At 39.7% G+C, this 14,252-nt stretch carries 13 protein-coding genes; 6 read left to right on the forward strand and 7 right to left on the reverse strand.

The features are described 5' to 3' along the window. Positions 1-81 precede the first annotated feature (81 nt). Positions 82-1,329, forward strand: a complete 1,248-nt coding sequence (gene hutI / locus CXF76_RS20585) for an imidazolonepropionase (protein ID WP_024589899.1) — start codon at positions 82-84, stop codon at positions 1,327-1,329. Between the two features lie 120 nt (positions 1,330-1,449). Next, positions 1,450-3,114 carry a bifunctional diguanylate cyclase/phosphodiesterase gene (locus CXF76_RS20590; protein WP_024589898.1) on the forward strand — a complete coding sequence of 555 codons (1,665 nt, stop codon included), beginning with the start codon at positions 1,450-1,452 and terminating at the stop codon, positions 3,112-3,114. Here the strand turns inward: CXF76_RS20590 and CXF76_RS20595 are convergent. After that, entirely contained in the window at positions 3,111-4,160 is a 1,050-nt protein-coding gene (locus CXF76_RS20595) for a formimidoylglutamase (protein WP_024589897.1), read from the reverse strand. The genes CXF76_RS20590 and CXF76_RS20595 overlap by 4 nt on opposite strands. A 1-nt stretch (position 4,161) precedes the next feature. Continuing rightward, entirely contained in the window at positions 4,162-4,659 is a 498-nt protein-coding gene (gene rraA / locus CXF76_RS20600; protein WP_002959955.1) for a ribonuclease E activity regulator RraA, read from the reverse strand. A 201-nt stretch (positions 4,660-4,860) separates the two neighbouring features. Here rraA and CXF76_RS20605 point away from each other — a divergent pair, with 201 nt between their 5' ends. From CXF76_RS20605 to CXF76_RS20615, 3 genes are all read left to right on the forward strand, one after another. Next, complete coding sequence (locus CXF76_RS20605) at positions 4,861-5,400, forward strand: phosphatase PAP2 family protein (RefSeq protein ID WP_024608106.1); 540 nt, start codon at positions 4,861-4,863, stop codon at positions 5,398-5,400. Continuing rightward, the gene (locus tag CXF76_RS20610; protein WP_002958362.1) at positions 5,397-6,428 is read left to right on the forward strand and encodes an MJ1255/VC2487 family glycosyltransferase; all 1,032 of its coding nucleotides are present in this window, start codon (positions 5,397-5,399) and stop codon (positions 6,426-6,428) included. Before CXF76_RS20605 ends, CXF76_RS20610 begins: the two co-directional genes overlap by 4 nt. A gap of 109 nt (positions 6,429-6,537) precedes the next feature. Beyond that, complete coding sequence (locus CXF76_RS20615; protein WP_024589895.1) at positions 6,538-8,418, forward strand: methyl-accepting chemotaxis protein; 1,881 nt, start codon at positions 6,538-6,540, stop codon at positions 8,416-8,418. A 29-nt stretch (positions 8,419-8,447) separates the two neighbouring features. Here the strand turns inward: CXF76_RS20615 and CXF76_RS20620 are convergent, their stop codons facing one another. The 5 genes from CXF76_RS20620 to priA all read right to left on the reverse strand — a co-directional run bounded on the left by CXF76_RS20620 (position 8,448) and on the right by priA (position 13,557). Next, on the reverse strand, positions 8,448-8,822 hold the full coding sequence (locus CXF76_RS20620; RefSeq protein WP_002958364.1) for a gamma-butyrobetaine hydroxylase-like domain-containing protein: 375 nt from the start codon (positions 8,820-8,822) through the stop codon (positions 8,448-8,450). A gap of 62 nt (positions 8,823-8,884) precedes the next feature. Then, a complete protein-coding gene (gene hslU / locus CXF76_RS20625) occupies positions 8,885-10,213 on the reverse strand; it encodes an HslU--HslV peptidase ATPase subunit (RefSeq protein WP_024589894.1) in 1,329 nt (442 codons plus the stop codon). 11 nt (positions 10,214-10,224) lie between these two features. Then, positions 10,225-10,743, reverse strand: a complete 519-nt coding sequence (gene hslV / locus CXF76_RS20630; RefSeq protein WP_002958366.1) for an ATP-dependent protease subunit HslV — start codon at positions 10,741-10,743, stop codon at positions 10,225-10,227. Between the two features lie 79 nt (positions 10,744-10,822). After that, positions 10,823-11,350 (reverse strand): SPOR domain-containing protein, encoded by a 528-nt coding sequence (locus tag CXF76_RS20635; protein WP_007582031.1) that lies wholly within the window; start codon positions 11,348-11,350, stop codon positions 10,823-10,825. Positions 11,351-11,370: 20 nt separating this feature from the next. After that, complete coding sequence (priA, locus tag CXF76_RS20640) at positions 11,371-13,557, reverse strand: primosomal protein N' (protein ID WP_007582030.1); 2,187 nt, start codon at positions 13,555-13,557, stop codon at positions 11,371-11,373. A gap of 230 nt (positions 13,558-13,787) precedes the next feature. Here priA and rpmE point away from each other — a divergent pair, with 230 nt between their 5' ends. Continuing rightward, positions 13,788-14,003 (forward strand): 50S ribosomal protein L31, encoded by a 216-nt coding sequence (gene rpmE / locus CXF76_RS20645; protein WP_007582029.1) that lies wholly within the window; start codon positions 13,788-13,790, stop codon positions 14,001-14,003. The last annotated feature ends 249 nt before the right edge of the window (positions 14,004-14,252 follow it).

The raw sequence follows: 14,252 nt of genomic DNA on the forward strand, positions 1-14,252 counted from the left end.
AGATGACACAATTGCCTTGTATATACAAGGTGGGTTGTTAGACTATATTTTCATCACTCTCGGCGTAAAAAGGGCTGTAAAATGCAAAGCACAACAAAAAATTATGAGTTAGAAGAAATCGACTTACTTTTAACTGATGCCAATATTGCCACTATGGATAGCAATATAAATGCCCCTTATGGCGCAATCGAAAATGCTGCTATAGCTATTAAAAATGGTAAAATTGCGTGGATTGGAGAGCAAGCAACGTTGCCCAGTTTTGATGTGTTTGCAACGCCGACATTGAGTATAAAAGGGCAGTGGTTAACGCCGGGCTTAATAGATTGTCATACGCATCTAGTGTTTGCAGGTTCAAGGTCGCAAGAGTTTGAGCAGCGCTTGCAGGGTGTAAGTTATGAGCAAATTGCGGCACAAGGCGGTGGCATAGCAAGTACGGTTAAAGCGACGAGAGCAGCCGACTGTGAGCAATTATTTGTTGATGCAAAAGATCGCTTAAATACGTTGTTAAAAGAAGGTGTAACCACTGTTGAAATAAAGTCAGGCTATGGGCTAGATACTGAAAACGAGATAAAAATATTAGAAGTAGCTCGTTTATTAGGTGAGCATCATCCTATTGATATTAAAACTACTTTTTTAGGGGCGCATGCTCTACCGCCTGAATACAAAGGCCGTGCTGATGAATATATTGATTTGGTATGTACTGACATGCTTGATCAGGTAGTGGCTAATAATCTTGCTGATGCAGTCGATGTATTTTGTGAAAATGTAGGCTTTAGTTATTCGCAAACCAAACGTGTTTTTGAGGCGGCTAAAAAGCATAACCTCCCAGTAAAATGCCATGCTGAGCAGTTATCTAATCAACATGGTGCTGAGCTGGTGGCGCAGTTCAATGGCCTTTCGGCAGATCATATTGAGCATCTCGATGAAGAGGGTGTAAAAGCCATGGCAAACGCTGGGACGGTCGCGGTGTTATTGCCCGGTGCATTTTATTTTTTAAGAGAAACTAAATTCCCACCTATTGAGTTACTTAATCAATATAAAGTACCTATAGCTATTGCGAGTGATTTTAATCCTGGCACTTCACCGCTGTGCTCAGTGCACTTGATGATGAATATGGCATGCACATTGTTTAGATTAACACCCGAGCAAGCATTGGCAGGTGTTACTCGCAATGCTGCTAAAGCACTAGGGTTAGACGACCGTGGTATTTTAAAGGTTGGTGCAAGAGCTGATATTGCGCATTGGCAAATAAGTCATCCATCACAATTAAGTTACCAATTTGGCGTAAATAAACTGTTAAATTTATGGATTTTGGGTAGAATTAACTAATTTGTATTATTTTTACCCACATATAACCTGGTTTAAACTTTTTTAGCGAATACGGATGCCGTTAATTTGAACATACTAACCGACAGTAATTTCCCAATTTTTTTTAGTGGTGCACTATTGATGGCGATGATTGCCACTTTATTTGCCGTTAAAAATGCCAGTATTAAATTTAGCTATTTATGCACAGCAGCTGTTGGTTTGGCTATTTTGAGTACGGGCGCAGCTTGGCTTGCCATTTTACTTGCCTTTGGATTTTGTTTTCATTTATGGCAAGCCTTCGAGCGAAATAATTGGAGCATGATTATTACCAGCTCAATGGCTGGTCTTTTATTTGTTGTTCTATTTTCAGCTCATTTATTATTGGAAGTTCCGTTATTTTGGGTTGTGTTAGCGATATTATTATTAGCTATTGTTGGTTTTTTAAATGATGAAAGCGCTGAAATAGAAGTAGTGATAGAGCCAGAACCTACAGGTGATGCATTTATTGAAGAGTCTCCGCTTTCGGTTTTTGCAGATAGAAAACAGTTACGTCAAGGTTACTATGCATGGTGCGACAATAAGCAAGTAAGTGCAGCGTTAATCGTTATTCGTCTTGAAGGATTTGAACAAGTTAACCAGCACATTGGACGTGACTTTGGCGATATACTTTTAGCACAATCGGCTAATCGAATAAAAGAACTGCTTTCAAGTGACGAAATAGTGACTTTAGTTGGGCAAGAAAAGCTAGCCCACTTAGGGGGCCTTAATTTTGCATTTATTTGTAGTTTTGCGAATCAAAAACATTTGCATGAGTTGGTTATTGAACAAATACTGGGTGCAACGCTTAAGCCATTTAATGTTGCTAACTGCACTGTAGAGGTAAAAGCGAGGGCGAGCTATGTTGATTGTAATGAGCAAGACAATAACTTTGATAATTTAATATCGTACGCATACCTAGCACTCGATAGCCATCCAAATCGCAAGGTTGTGCCTTATCATCAACAAATGATGATTGAACTGCGAGAGCAACAAGCGCGACTAAAAGAATTGGCAAATATTGATTTTTCGAGCGAATTAGAACTCTATTTTCAACCTATAATTTGTAACGAAAACGGTCAAATTGAGTTTTTAGAATTACTACTGCGTTGGCAGCACCCTAAGCAAGGAATTTTATCTGCTAATCGTTTTATTGACGACATAAGAATAGCAGGGCTTGGTTACCCGCTTGCTAAATTTGTAATGGAGAGAGCCGCTGAGCTTGCAATGGCGCTTAGAGTAGAAGGTATTTCTATACCGCTTAGCATTAACGTATTTGGCCCTGAAATGCTAAATGAAGAGTTTGTTGAATTTGTTGATGTTGTTATAAATGAACATCACTTAGAGGCGGGAGACTTAATTGTTGAATGCCCTTTACATATTTTTGCTGGTTTAGATGACAAAGGCCGAGGCATGATCGCAAGACTTAATAACATAGGCTTAAAAGTATGTGTGGATGGACTTGGTGATAATCCAGTACTACTTTCTAAGTTACCAAGTTTAGCGGTTGAGTATATTAAGGTTTCACCTTCACTTACCGCTGACTTTAGTAATCAAAACAATATACGCAGTTTAGTTGGTGGAATGGTTGATATGCATAGCCAACAAAAAACAAAAGTAATTTTTGAAGGAGTAGAAACACTTGAACAACTTAAGTTTGTAAAAAGCTTAAAAGGTTATGCTGCACAAGGTTATTACTTTGGTCATCCGCTAAGTAGTATCGGTTTAATGAGCTGGCTAAAAGAGTGGCGATCGGTTCAACAACGTTAAGTGTTTTCTTTGGCTTGTAGGTAGCTATTTACAAGTGCACTAATCACTTGCCCTACATGGGCAGATCCGGCCTCAACTCCGTTAGGGTGCTGGCTAGGCGCTGCTTCACATAAGTGTAAGTACTTAGAGTAGCGATGGCTTGCAGCTAAATGCACAAAGTGCTCAGTGTCACTCACACTAAATCCGCAATATGTATACGCACTAACTGGCATATAAGTAATACTATCTAAATCAACTTCAACACCCAGCGGTAAATCATTAAAATTACTTAGTGCACTTTCAATTGCCTGCGTTAGTGTAATTTTTCGCTTAACTTGTATAGATTGATAGCTATCAAATTTAAAGTTAGCTTCACTCATTGCATCTATAATTGCTTGATTGTTTTTTAATTCATGTAAGCCAATAACATGGTAATTACTTAGATGTTGCTCGTTATACGCGTAGCGAAAGCCATTACCACTATGGCGACCTTCACATTCTCTAAAATCGGCATGAGGGTCAAAATTGATAGTATTAACAGGCGTGTTTTTTGACTTACTTAGCGCGCGAATAATACCTAAGCAATTATTGTGACCTCCGCCAATGACGATTGGCTCAAGCCCTGCTTTAAAAATAAGGCTTAATACTGACTCTACGCGTTCATCAAGTTGTTGGCATAAATCTCGTAATTGAGTTAACTGCTGGGCTTGCTGATTATTAAGTTGGTTGCTTTGCGCCATTAAATCATCAGTATTTACTTCACCCAATAAAAGTACTTTTTGAGTGGCAATAAATTGATTATGAGGTTGGTTTAAAAAACGTTTTAAAAAAGCAGGCCATGCTTCGTTTGCACCGCCATTTCCTAAATTGGCTTTTGGGCCAATATCTTCGCAAATACCAAGAAGTACGTAGCGAATGCCAAATTGAGCTGCGTCAATAAGTGCTTGTTGCAGGTTTACTTGAGTGTCTAGCAAGGCCATTGATTGCCATGCTTTTTTTTCATTTACGCGGTTAGAGCAAAGTGCTCTAACCGCGCTTTCATCATATACTTTTAAATGGGAGGTCACGTTATACTTCTACAACTTCCAATTCTAATTCTTCTGCAGATAAAACAATGCCAGTACTATCGGCATAAATAAAGTCATCATCAAAAAATGATACACCGGCAAAGTTAACGCCTATAGCATCCTCGCCAGCACCTTCACTGTCAGCTGCAACAGGGATAGAAGCAATTGCTTGAATGCCTAAATCAAGTTCTTCAAGCTCATCAACGTGGCGTACTGCGCCGTAAACAACAATACCATTCCAGTTATTTTCAAGTGCAAGTTCGGCCAATTCAATATCAATAAGTGCACGGCGAGTTGAGCCACCACCGTCAATAAGAAGCACTAAGTCTGTACCGTCTTGAGAAAGTAATTCGCGGATCAGTTCATTATTTTCAAAACATTTAACCGTTTTAATGCGGCCACCAAAGCTGTGTCGACCACCAAAGTTGATGAACATTGGCTCTAGCACGTCAACCACGTCAGCAAAGTGGTCGCATAAATCAGAAGTGCTGTAATCCATTATTTTATCCTCAAAAGGTACATTAATTTATATCTCAGTATACCCTCCTTATAAGCAATAACAACGACTTAATCGCAGTAAATTTAGGCAAAACAAGCGCTAAATCATTAATCGCAATAATAGTGTATTAAAAGCGTCACTCAATTGTTATTTACAACACATAAGCTAAATCGGTGTTCATATGTTATGCAATGAGGGATGGTGATGAATAATAATATGCTTAAAAAGGTAACTCAGATAGATGAGCAATTATTTTTAACTTTGTTTAATTGCAATTCACCGAGGTGGTTTAAAACAATGGCCTTTGGTTTGTCTAAAAGCGGTGATGGTGAGCTTTATATATTAATATGCTTAGCAGTGTGGTGGCTTAGTAATAATGAACAGCATCAATTATTGCCTGTTACTATATTAATTGGTTTTGCTATAGAAAGACCTATTTACCTACTAGCTAAAAATAGATTTGCTCGGATCCGTCCATGCGACTGCTTAGTAACAAATGCCTATATAGTACCAAGCGATAAATTTAGTTTACCATCGGGTCACAGTGCAGCTGCCTTTTTAGTGGCAATTATATTAAGCCATTTTTTTCCAGAATATGCGTTACTACTATTTAGTTGGGCTACCGGCGTTGCTATGTCTCGTGTGGTATTGGGTGTGCACTTTCCTGCTGATATTATAATAGGCGCAACGATTGGTAGTTTTTGTGGTTTATTTGCGTTAGCACTTGTGGTGCCTGCATGAAAATATTGTATGGAGTACAAGGTACCGGTAATGGTCATATAACGCGCGCTCGGGTTATGGCAAGCTGCTTTAATAAGCTCGGTATTGATGTTGATTATGTGTTTTCAGGGCGCGCAAATAAAGATTACTTTGATATGCACGAATTCTCAGATTATAAAGCGTATCGTGGTTTATCGTTTAGCACTGAAAATGGGCAAGTTAAAAATTTAAAAACACTTAAAAACATGCGAATTTGTAAGTTGGTGAGTGATATAAAATCGCTTGAGATAAAACAGTACGATTTTGTACTTAATGACTTTGAGCCAGTCACAGCATGGGCTGCAAAACGGGCAGGTATACCCGTTATTGGCATTAGTCACCAAGCAGCATTTTTGTCAGATAACGTACCTATGTTTGGTCGTGGCGTCCTGAGAAAATCACTTATCAAGCATTATGCACCAGCGACTACCTACTTAGGCGTGCACTGGCAACCATTTGCAAATAATATAATACCGCCTTTTATTGCTCATCATAATCACGACAACCCTGTAGCAGTAATGAACAAGGTATTGGTATATTTACCTTTCGAAAACTTAGATAGCGTTGTTGATTATTTAAAAGACTTTCCCGAAAAAGAATTTTATTGCTATCACCCAAATGCCAGCAATCAGTCTTTTGGACATATACATTTACGAGCCCCTTCACGTTCTGGCTTTTTAAACGACTTAGCAAACACAAGTGGTGTTATTGGTAACGCGGGATTTGAGCTTGCCAGTGAAGCGCTTAAGTTAGGTAAAAAGTTACTATTAAAGCCTTTAGATGGTCAGTTTGAGCAAGCAGCAAATGCACAAACTTTATTTGCCATGGGCATGGCGCATGTTATGAACTATTTAAACCCACAAGCCCTTGATGATTGGAATAGCGCGCCGCAAAACAAGCAAATAAATTACCCCAGCGATCCCGCGCCTTTAATTGATTGGTTGGTTAAACAACAATGGAATAACACACAATCGTTACATAAAGGTTTGTGGGATAGTGTCGCCTTATAGCCATCACATTTAAACTGTTTAGAATTACCAATAATAAAAAGTTAAATTAATTAGTCGCTTTTGATCTATTAGCTATAATACAAATGCATATTTAAAAAAGGCGTTAGCGATGAATTTTTTACAAAACTTAACAATTAAACGACGTTTACAACTAAACGCAGTCGTTGTTGGTTTAGCAATGGTGGTCCTTTTATGCGTGATTATTTTTGAATCACGTACAACCTTGAGCTTAAACAAGACTATTCAATTAGCAGAAGAGCTCAACGTACATGCATTAGCATTGCGTAAACATGAAAAAAACTTTTTGTTTTATAAACAAGAAGACGCGTTAACTGCATTTGAAACGGATTTTGAGCAGTTAAGTGATATAGTAAAAAAGTTACAACAGTTAATGGCTAACCAAGGTATTGCACAGGAGCAGGTCCAGCGCTTTGAGCAACTAATAAATAGCTATAATAATGATTTTGATACTGTTGTTAAGCTTCAAAAAGAGATTGGTTTAACCCCGACCGACGGGTTATATGGCAAGCTTAGAAGCTCGGTTCATGAAGTTGAGCAACTATTAAAAGAGCAGCAAAATTACCAACTGCTGTCGTCAATGCTGCAACTAAGACGCTCAGAAAAAGATTTCATGCTGAGATTTGATATTAAGTACCTAGGGCGTTTTAATGAGGGAATTAATACATTTAAGCAGCAGATAGCTGCAGCACAGCTGCCAAGCGACTATAAAGCACAAATTAATCCTTTGATTGATATATACCAAAGCGAATTTCAAACACTTGTGCAGGCGCAAACTAAGCTAGGGCTAGATCTTGAGTCAGGCGCACTTGGAGTAATGCGTGACAGTGTAGATAAAAGCGACGCCATTGTTTCTAAAATCGTTAAAGACACTAAGTTACAAGTAGAGCAAAGTGTAGAGCAGGCTCAATTTTTAGCTATTTTGGTATTTGTGATTGCAGGTGTGATTGTATTAGCGCTCGTTTATTTTACAAGCCACTCCATTATTGTACCTATTGAGCGGGTTTATCACACCATTAACGATATTCGTCGTAATAATGATTTGAGCGTGATGATAGAGCAAACTGGTAAAGACGAAATTACCACCATGACGGTCGACTTTAATAGCTTAATAGGCGATTTTAAGAACTTAATTAACGAAGTTAATGGTGCTTTAAACACGCTTAATGTAGCAACAGAGCATTTATCACAAAGTACCGCAGCAACAAGCTCTGGTATGCAAGAGCAACTACATGAAGCCGACATGGTTGCAACGGCAGCCACCGAAATGCAGGCGACGATTCAGGATATTTCACATAATACTGAAGCGGCTGCGAAAAAAGCAGAGTCAACAAATTTAAGTGCACAACAAGGGCGTAGTGAAGTAGATTCTACCGTTAAGCACATTAGGGCCCTATCTGATTCGCTGGGGAATGCATCAAATGTAGTGTCGCAACTTGAAAAAGATGGTGAAACAATTGGTTCAGTGCTTGATGTAATTCGAGGGATTGCAGATCAAACAAATTTACTTGCACTTAATGCGGCAATAGAAGCGGCCCGTGCTGGTGAGTATGGTCGTGGTTTTGCTGTTGTTGCAGATGAGGTTCGTTCATTAGCAAAGCGTACTCAAGAGTCTACAAGTGAGATTGAAGGTATTATAAGTACCTTACAGCAGCGTACTCAAGAAGTGGTGAGTATTATGCACAAATGTCGCTCTCAAGGTGATGAAAGTGCCTCGCAAGCAATTAAAGCAGGTGAGCTATTAGGCGCAATTACTGAAGATGTACAAACAATAATGGAAATGAGCTCTCAAATAGCAGTTGCTATTGATGAGCAAAGCCAAGTGGCATCAGAGGTTAATAAAAATGTAGTAAGAATTCGCGATATTGCACAAGACGCAACTGAACATGCTGCTAACAATGCGCAAACAAGTGAAGAGGTCTCTGAGCAGGCTCGCGTTCTGTTCACTGCAATTGATAAATTTAAGGTTTAATAACGCTTAATAGAACGGGCCTATAAAGTTTAAGGAACAAATTTTATAGGCACGCTATCTTTACTTTTTTCGTGTTCAGTTACCCGCGCTAAATATTCACTCCACAATGTATCTTGTTGCTGTTGTAGTTTTTCAAAGTAGCGCCAGCTAAATAGTCCGCTGTTATGGCCATCGTCAAAATCTAAACGAAGTGCGTAATGCCCAACAGGTACAATACTTTTTATTCCTACAGCTTGCTTATTAAGTACTAGCTTCATTGGGCCAGAGCCATGGCCCTGCACTTCAGCTGAAGGGGAGTGTACACGTAAAAACTCACAGCTAAATACAGCTTTACTGTCATCATCAAAGTAAACATCTAGATTTTTACTTACACTGTGGTAATGCACTTTTGTTACGTGTTTCATTTAATATATCCCATTAAAAAGCCCCCAATCTGGAGGCTTTTAGTATAACGTTTATATTCGTTTTATAGAATAAAGCGGCTTAAGTCTTCATCTTCAACAAGTGCACCTAAGTGTTTTTCAACATAAGCGGCGTCGATTACTAATGACGAGCCTGCTTTTTCAGAAGCGTCGTATGAAATTTCTTCCATCAATCTTTCCATTACAGTGTGTAGACGACGAGCACCGATGTTTTCGGTTTTCTCGTTAACTTGCCAAGCTGCTTTGGCAATACGCTCAATTGCATCGTCGCTAAACTCAATCGATACCTGCTCAGTTTTAAGCAGCTCTCGTTGTTGCTCGGTAAGCGATGCATGAGGCTCTGTAAGGATGCGTTTAAAGTCATCTGCAGTAAGTGCTTCAAGTTCTACTCGAATCGGTAAGCGGCCCTGTAGCTCTGGGATCATATCTGATGGCTTTGCCATCTGAAACGCACCAGAGGCAATAAACAGCATATGGTCAGTTTTAACCATTCCGTGCTTAGTATTTACAGTGGAGCCTTCAATTAGCGGTAGTAAGTCGCGCTGAACACCTTCTCGGCTCACATCAGGGCCTGAAGAATCACCACGTTTACAAATTTTGTCTATTTCATCTATAAACACAATACCGTTTTGCTCTACTGCAAAAATAGCTTGTTCTTTTAGCTCTTCAGGGTTTACTAATTTAGCGGCTTCTTCTTCCGTTAATAGTTTGAAGGCCTCTTTAATTTTTAACTTACGTTTAGTGCGTTTATCGCCGCCCATGTTTTGAAACATGCTTTGTAACTGGTTGGTCATATCTTCCATACCAGGAGGCGCCATAATTTCTACGTTTGATTGAGCTTGCGCTAATTCAATCTCGATTTCTTTATCATCTAATTGACCTTCACGTAATTTTTTACGAAATGTTTGGCGAGTAGATGAAGTATCGTCGCGTTGGCTTTCGCCATATTGATCTTTAACCGGTGGTAAAAGTGCATCTAAAATACGCTCTTCTGCTGCTTCTTCGGCGCGATGTTTAAACTTTTTAGTTTGCTGTTCGCGAGTCATTTTAATTGAAACATCAACGAGGTCACGTATGATCGTATCTACTTCTTTACCAACATAACCAACTTCAGTAAATTTAGTCGCTTCTACTTTAATGAATGGTGCGTTAGCAAGTTTTGCTAAACGGCGGGCAATTTCTGTTTTACCTACGCCTGTTGGACCAATCATTAATATATTTTTTGGGGTTACTTCACTGCGTAAATCTTCATTTAATTGCATGCGGCGCCAGCGATTACGAAGCGCAATAGCGACTGCTTTTTTAGCTTTAGCCTGACCTATAATGTGCTGATCTAGCTCGTGAACAATTTCTCTTGGGGTCATATCAGACATAATAGTTCCTATTATAATTCTTCGATTGTTTGGAAGTTATTAGTAAATACGCAGATGTTGCCTGCAATAGTTAAGCTTTTCTCTACTATTTCACGAGCGCTTAAATCTGTATTTTCTAAAAGGGCGGTTGCAGCTGATTGCGCAAAGTTACCACCACTACCAATTGCAATTAAATCGTTTTCTGGCTGAACTACATCGCCATTACCGGTAATAATTAAAGAGGCTGTTTCGTCTGCTACAGCGAGCAGCGCTTCGAGTTTTCGAAGTGCACGGTCACTTCGCCAATCTTTAGCCATTTCTACTGCGGCTTTAGTTAGGTTACCTTGGTGCATTTCTAATTTGCTTTCAAAACGTTCGAAAAGAGTGAAGGCATCAGCAGTACCGCCGGCAAAACCAGCGATTACTTTGCCATTATAAAGACGTCGAACTTTGCGGGCGTTGCCCTTCATTACGGTGTTACCAAGTGAAACTTGGCCATCGCCGCCAATTACAACTTTGTCGCCGCGGCGAACACTTACGATAGTAGTCATGTTATTCCTCATCATCGAGCTGCAGAGGCAACTCGTAAAAAACGATTATGATGAGGTTATATGGGTGAATGGTTTATTTTCAAGTCCAGCCCCAAATTCCGCAGCCGACTATTTTTACACGTTTAAGTTTGTTTTTATCGCTTTCGGCTTGGCGTTTGGTTTTATAAGGGCCTAAACGTACTTTATACCAAGTGCCATTGCTGCCTTCAGCCTGTTTGATCTCAGAAATGAGCCCTGCAAATGCGATTTTAGCTTTTAATGATTCAGCTTGTGCATGAGTTCTGAACGAACCGCATTGCATAACATAAGGACCTTTTTGCTCAAGTTCTTTTACTTCAACTTGAATCTCGTGGTTTCTAATTTCTTTAATAAATTCCGGTGTACGTGGAATAACAACTTCTACTTTTGCGGGTGCAGTTGGGTTAGCTTGTTTTTCGACAAGCTTTGGATCGGCATTACTTTTTATAAACCATAGTGTGTAGGCAAAACCACCTACAAGTAAGATGGCTATAACGGCTAAAAGAATAGGAAATGGTTTTTTAGCGGGTGCGTTTTTTTTACTGTTTCTGCCTGCAGGCTTTTTATTAATATAATCGTGCTGTGCCATGGTGTTATTTTGGCCTTAACCTAAATCATGTCTATAGGGTCTACGTCTAAGCTCCAGCGTACTTTTTGTGCAAGTTTACTGGTACTTAAATAATCAACCATTTGCGCAAGGTACTGATGTAATATGCGACGATCTTGCGCTTGAATATGCAATTGAAAACGATACATACCTGCGACTCTTTCAAGTGGGGCAGGGATCGGACCGAGCAATTGTATACCAGATACCCCATTCACAGGAACCAAATCCGTCAAAAAATCGACGACTAGTTTAATACTATGTCCTTGTGCACGCACAATGGCCATATTTGTAATGGGCGGTAAGTCAGCATCATCGCGCTCACTAAGAGCAAAGCGGGCAAAGTCTTGGTAACCATTATTAACTAAGTCTTGCAAAAGAGGGTGTTCTGGAAAGTGTGTTTGTAATAACACTTGACCAGGCTCACCTGAACGTCCAGCACGCCCCGCTACTTGGGTGACTAATTGCGCTAAATGCTCTGTCGCTCTAAAGTCGCATGAGTATAAGCCGCTATCTACATCTAAAATTATAACAAGGCTTACATCTGCAAAGTGATGGCCTTTGGCAAGCATTTGTGTGCCCACTAAAATGCGTGCGCCGCCTAGGTTTATTTCATCAAGTGCTTTTTCAAGGCTACCTTTACGGCGAGTTGAATCGCGGTCTATACGAGTAACAGGTGTATCAGGGAATTCGGTCGATAAAAACTCTTCAATTTGCTCTGTGCCTTTACCGTTAGGAAATATTTGCGTACTTCCACAGTCAGGGCATTGGTGAGGGACAGGGTACTGGTCGCCACAGTGATGACAGATCATTTGCCCAATCGCTTTATGAAATGTAGCGCTGGTACTGCATCGTTTACACTCGCTCAACCAACCGCACTCATGGCAAATAAGGGTGGGTGAGAAACCTCGGCGATTTAAGAATACCATAACCTGTTTACCGCGATTTAAGTGCTGACGCATAGTAGCAAGACTTGCATGTGCAATACCTGCTTGGTCGGGCTGACCTTTCATATCGAGTAACTTAAACTGATTGTCAGTCGCTGTTTGCGCGCGCTCGGTTAAACTTAATAGCTGGTATTTGTTATTAATTGCTTTGTGAAGTGTTTCAAGCGCGGGTGTGGCGCTGCCTAATATAAGCGGAATTTTATGCTGAAAAGCTCTGTAAGCGGCTAAATCACGAGCATGGTAACGAAGGGTATCTTGTTGTTTAAATGATGAATCGTGTTCTTCATCAACAACAATCATACCGAGTTTTAAAAATGGCAGAAAAATACTCGAACGCGTGCCAATAACTATCGCGCAACTGCCTTTTTCGCAAAAACGCCATGTTTGTAAACGTTCGTTGTCGGTAAGTGCTGAGTGCCAAAGCATAATGGGTGTATCAGGAAAGCGGCGGCGAAAACGGTTTACGGTTTGTGGTGTTAGGCCGATTTCGGGCACGAGTACGAGGGCTTGCTCGCCACGTTTGAGTACTTCTTCTAGGCACTGTAAATACACTTCGGTTTTACCGCTGCCCGTTACGCCTTCTAATAAGAAGCTGCTAAAGCCAGTACTTTGATTTATAGCTGTGCAAGCAACCGCTTGTTCTTTATTAAGTACTGGTTTACTACCGACGGTTGGAGCAACACTTTGCCATTGGTTATCGTGCTCAATAGTTTGTGTTATGAGTTCTTTATCTATTAAGCTATCTATTGTTTTTTTACTAAAGCCCAGTGCTTTTAACTCAGTTAATGATGACTTACCTGATTGCGATAACTGCTTTAATAGGTTGAGCTGTGTTTTAGCTTTTAATGACGGTACTTTTGCACCTTTTTCTGTCAGGGCAACCATATTAATACTGGTTTTATCAGGCGATTCACCTTGGCGAAGTGCACCAGGTAGCGCTATATGAATAGTTTCGCCTAATGGATAGCAATAATAGCGGGCAGTAAAGCTAAGGAGTTCTAAATGCTGGGCACTTAAAATAGGGGCGTCGTCTATTACCTCTATAATATTTTTAATTTTATTTAAAGGGACGTCGGTACTGCTTTTAATACCCAAAACAACCGCTACTTTTTTTTGATTACCAAAAGGTACCAAAACTCGCATGCCAGGTAGTAAGGGAATTGATAAGCCACTGAGCTGTTCTTCTATTTTATAATCAAAGGTGCGTGGAAGCGGGACTTTAATAGCAACTTCAACAAAACTCATAACAACTCAACCCGTAAAATTAATGCTGTAATGTACTAAAAATAACGCTAAAAACCTACTAGCAATAGTGCTTGAGAAAGAGATTGTTCACTTTTTTGGCAAAAATATAAATAAATACTTGTGTGGGGGGAGGTTGTTGGATAAAATCCGCCACCAACAAATTTGTTTTAACGACGTATGGTGCCAAACTCCGGGTTTGGAGAGCGATGCGGCCTTAACTAGAGGTTCCTATGAAAGAAGGTATTCACCCTAAGTACGAAGTAATTTCTGCAACATGTTCATGTGGAAATAAATTCGAAACTAGCTCAACTCTTTGTAAAGACATTCACTTAGACGTATGTTCTGCGTGTCACCCGTTTTACACTGGTAAGCAAAAAGTTTTAGACACTGGCGGACGTGTTGATCGCTTCAACAAGCGCTTCGGTGCACTTGCCAGCAAGAAGTAATTATTGCTGTTTAGTTAAAAAAAGCACCTTAGGGTGCTTTTTTTGTGCCTAAAATTTGTTATTTATTATCTTAAGCCAACCTACATAAATCTTTGAGCAATTTAACGAATTAAATTGCACTATAACGTCGTTAAAATTTTTTTATTTAGAACAACTAGATACAAAAATTTTTGCCTAGTTCTAGCGTAATTTTCTTAACGTTAAATAGACCCCATATATAAGCAGATTGGTATTATTTCGTTGATTTTA

This window comes from Pseudoalteromonas sp. 78C3, from assembly GCF_002836695.1.
Classification (GTDB): domain Bacteria; phylum Pseudomonadota; class Gammaproteobacteria; order Enterobacterales; family Alteromonadaceae; genus Pseudoalteromonas; species Pseudoalteromonas arctica.

Coding starts and splice junctions, on each gene's coding strand:
- hutI (WP_024589899.1), top strand. CDS start 82: ATGCAAAGCACAACAAAAAATTATGAGTTAGAAGAAATCGACTTACTT.
- CXF76_RS20590 (WP_024589898.1), top strand. CDS start 1,450: ATGGCGATGATTGCCACTTTATTTGCCGTTAAAAATGCCAGTATTAAA.
- rraA (WP_002959955.1), bottom strand. CDS start 4,659: ATGGATTACAGCACTTCTGATTTATGCGACCACTTTGCTGACGTGGTT.
- CXF76_RS20610 (WP_002958362.1), top strand. CDS start 5,397: ATGAAAATATTGTATGGAGTACAAGGTACCGGTAATGGTCATATAACG.
- CXF76_RS20615 (WP_024589895.1), top strand. CDS start 6,538: ATGAATTTTTTACAAAACTTAACAATTAAACGACGTTTACAACTAAAC.
- CXF76_RS20620 (WP_002958364.1), bottom strand. CDS start 8,822: ATGAAACACGTAACAAAAGTGCATTACCACAGTGTAAGTAAAAATCTA.
- hslU (WP_024589894.1), bottom strand. CDS start 10,213: ATGTCTGATATGACCCCAAGAGAAATTGTTCACGAGCTAGATCAGCAC.
- hslV (WP_002958366.1), bottom strand. CDS start 10,743: ATGACTACTATCGTAAGTGTTCGCCGCGGCGACAAAGTTGTAATTGGC.
- CXF76_RS20635 (WP_007582031.1), bottom strand. CDS start 11,350: ATGGCACAGCACGATTATATTAATAAAAAGCCTGCAGGCAGAAACAGT.
- priA (WP_007582030.1), bottom strand. CDS start 13,557: ATGAGTTTTGTTGAAGTTGCTATTAAAGTCCCGCTTCCACGCACCTTT.
- rpmE (WP_007582029.1), top strand. CDS start 13,788: ATGAAAGAAGGTATTCACCCTAAGTACGAAGTAATTTCTGCAACATGT.